The organism is Roseinatronobacter ekhonensis (assembly GCF_900499075.1).
GTDB classification, from domain to species: Bacteria; Pseudomonadota; Alphaproteobacteria; order Rhodobacterales; family Rhodobacteraceae; genus Roseinatronobacter; species Roseinatronobacter ekhonensis.
This window is the reverse complement of the sequence record NZ_UIHC01000121.1, coordinates 1-2841: the sequence shown is the minus strand read 5'-3', so window position 1 is coordinate 2841 and position 2841 is coordinate 1. Positions and strand designations below refer to the sequence as shown.

Below are 2841 nucleotides of genomic sequence, written 5' to 3'. Positions count from 1 at the left end.
GCGCTCGACAAACGCACCCCAGACGCGGCATACTTCGAGCAAGCAGAGATACGAAAAGCGGCATGAACATAAATCTGATGCATCTTAGACAAGCCGCAAACCTGTCCTAAAAAGCAGGACCACTTCATGGACCGCATCGTTCACAACGCCTACCGCCTCGAACTCGAGGGGCAATCCATGCGCAAGACCATCACTAAAATAGATGACGAAACCCCTCAAGACTGATAACCAAAATACGCTGCCTCACGGCAACGCGTCACAGGTGGCCGGATACCCCGGAACAGGTGGCCGGATGTTGTCGGAATAGGTGGCCGGATCCTCCGGAATACGCAGGCAGTGCCAGCATCGGGGTAGTCGTGGCCGATATGAAGCCGCGTCTCGGGCGAAAGATCGAGAATGGCGCGCAGGGAATTCCACAAGTCCGCGGCATCGCCGCCGGGAAAATCGGCACGGCTGGTGCCGCTTTCGGGCATCATCAGCGTGTCATGGACGAAAGCCGCGTCACCCGCGACATAGGTGATCGACGCCAGTGTGTGCCCTGGTGAGAACATCACGCGCACCGGAATCTCGCCCACCATAAACTCGTCGCCTTCGGCAAACAGCCGATCCCATTGCGAACCGTCAGTGAGGAAATTGTCGCCAAGATGGTAGAGGTCTTTCCACAGTTTCTGGACACTGGTCACCTTCTCGCCGATGGCGTTGGGTACATCAAGCTTGTCGGACAGGTATCGCGCCGCGGTGAAATGATCGGCATGGGGGTGAGTGTCGAGTATCCAGACCACTTTGAGGTTTTCGGCAGCGACATAGGCAAGGATTTCGTCCGCACTCTGGGTCGTGATGGCCCCGGCCTCAGGATAGAAATTCCAGACCGGGTCGACGATGGCCGCTTCCCGTGTGGTCGCGCAGTGAAATACATATTGCAGGCTGCCCGTGGGTCTGTCGAAGAACGCGCGAATGATCGGGGACATGATTTTTCCTAATTCCAGTTTGTTTAATGCGTGAGATTCAGCATCTGGAAAAGCATCGTCGTGTAGAAGGCGGTGATCGCGGTCACGAGCGCTGCCGCCGCGCCGATCCAGAGAGCGGTGTCCATTGAGTGCCCGGGAGAGATGCACAAGTGCGACACCGACAGCGGCTGGCTATGGCGCCTCGTGCAGCGCCTAGCCGCGTTCCCTCCCTCGTATTTAGTGGAAACATATGTTGGATCAGACCCGGGCGAAGGTGTATTGAGTGACTGAAGTGGCCCCATATTCATGGCCAGCGGCACACATTGTAAGGTAGTAGTTCCACAACCGCTTAAACCTTTGATCAAAAGCCATGGATTCAATCTCGCTCCATGCGTCATCAAAAGCCTGGTTCCAGCGGCGCAGGGTGATGGAATAGCTGTCTGGGAAAGACAGGCAGTCCACGATTTTCAATCCTGATGCATTGGCCATCTCGCGGATGCCTCGATCATAAGGCAGCATACCGCCTGGAAAAATATGTTTACGAATGAAATCCTGAGTTGTGCGATATGTAGGATATAAGTCGTCGGCGATTGTAATTGCCTGCACGGTTGCTCTGCCATTGTCGCTCAGGCGGTCATGGATGGACTTGAAATATACCGGCCAGTATTTTTCCCCGACATGTTCAATCATTTCAATGGATCCTATGCCCTCATAGGTTCCGGTTTCGTCGCGATAGTCCCGCAGGGCCACTTCAACCCGTTCCGACAGTCCCTCTTTTTGGACAAGTGCAGAGGTATGTTCAAAATGTGCTTTTGACAAAGTTAAAGCTGTCACTTTGGCACCCCGTTCTTTGGCCGCATAAATGGCCAGCGCACCCCAACCGCATCCGATATCCATAAACCTGTCCTCTTCCTTGAGGTTTATACTATCGCACATGCGTTTGATCTTGCGGCGTTGCGCAATTTCCAAATCTTCGTGTGGGTTTTCGAAAATTCCAGACGAGTAGGACATGGTTTCATCCAGCCACGCGCCATAGAACGAATTGCCCAGCTCATAATGTTTGGCCAAGTTTTTTGGAGCTTGTTTCTGAGTGTTCAGCAATAACCAATGCCGAAAAACTTCATACCAGCGCACCAGACTAGACCCAGGAACAGGCTGGCTGATCGATGCCATATTGGCGACGAGAACATCCATAAATGCCTGTAGATCTGGCGTATTCCACCAGCCATCGAGATAGGCTTCCGCAAAGCCGAGGTTTCCTTCACGCACCACACGGGTGAACAATTGGTCGTTCGTCACGTTAAGATGCCCGACTGGGCCAGATTGGCTGCCCTGAGCGCAAAACTGATGCCCGTCAGGCAGGGTGATAGTGATTTGCCCACGTTCGATACTTTGAAACTTCTCAAACATCTGGGGGAAGTATTTCGGCAAATCGGTGTGACTTGTAGTACTCGCTAGAGCCGTCATAATATCCTCCTCAAAATAGCCTAGTTTCCCGGCCAAACCATTATCGCAGCAGGGTGTTTTTCTACGGAATCGAGGAGAAACAGCCATTCGCTGCCGACCCGCAGACTCACGAAGATGGTCACGGGCAGGCTCCTTATTTGAACCGGGACATTGCGCTTTCGTAAGACCCCGAAATGCTGTTCCAGGCCGTGTCGAAGCCAGACTTCATGTCCTCCCATGCCTCGTCACTCGCGTCGTGTAACTCTTTCAGCTTCGCATCGGCCTTGTCGCGCTGATTGCGCATCTCGTCGAGCTGCTTCTTAGAGCGCGTCCGGTTTGACCAGATTCAGGATTCCCTTACTTCATGATCCATGATTCCATGTCTTTGAGCAGATATGGAGATAACAGATGGGCAAACCACATCCACTTGCGTTGCGAGAGCGCGTTG

At 53.3% G+C, this 2841-nt stretch carries 4 protein-coding genes; 1 reads left to right on the top strand and 3 read right to left on the bottom strand.

From position 1 onward, the window contains the following. Positions 1-126 precede the first annotated feature (126 nt). A complete protein-coding gene (locus tag ROE7235_RS20470) occupies positions 127-225 on the top strand; it encodes an ATP-binding protein (RefSeq protein ID WP_220669601.1) in 99 nt (32 codons plus the stop codon). Here ROE7235_RS20470 and ROE7235_RS19180 read toward each other — a convergent pair. The 3 genes from ROE7235_RS19180 to ROE7235_RS20325 form a co-directional block, all read right to left on the bottom strand. After that, on the bottom strand, positions 216-968 hold the full coding sequence (locus ROE7235_RS19180) for an MBL fold metallo-hydrolase (protein ID WP_121097573.1): 753 nt from the start codon (positions 966-968) through the stop codon (positions 216-218). The genes ROE7235_RS20470 and ROE7235_RS19180 overlap by 10 nt on opposite strands. 237 nt (positions 969-1205) lie before the next feature. Beyond that, the gene (locus ROE7235_RS19175) at positions 1206-2501 is read right to left on the bottom strand and encodes an SAM-dependent methyltransferase (protein WP_245964041.1); all 1296 of its coding nucleotides are present in this window, start codon (positions 2499-2501) and stop codon (positions 1206-1208) included. A 46-nt stretch (positions 2502-2547) separates the two neighbouring features. Then, positions 2548-2739 (bottom strand): sll1863 family stress response protein, encoded by a 192-nt coding sequence (locus ROE7235_RS20325; protein ID WP_503128429.1) that lies wholly within the window; start codon positions 2737-2739, stop codon positions 2548-2550. Between the last annotated feature and the right edge of the window lie 102 nt (positions 2740-2841).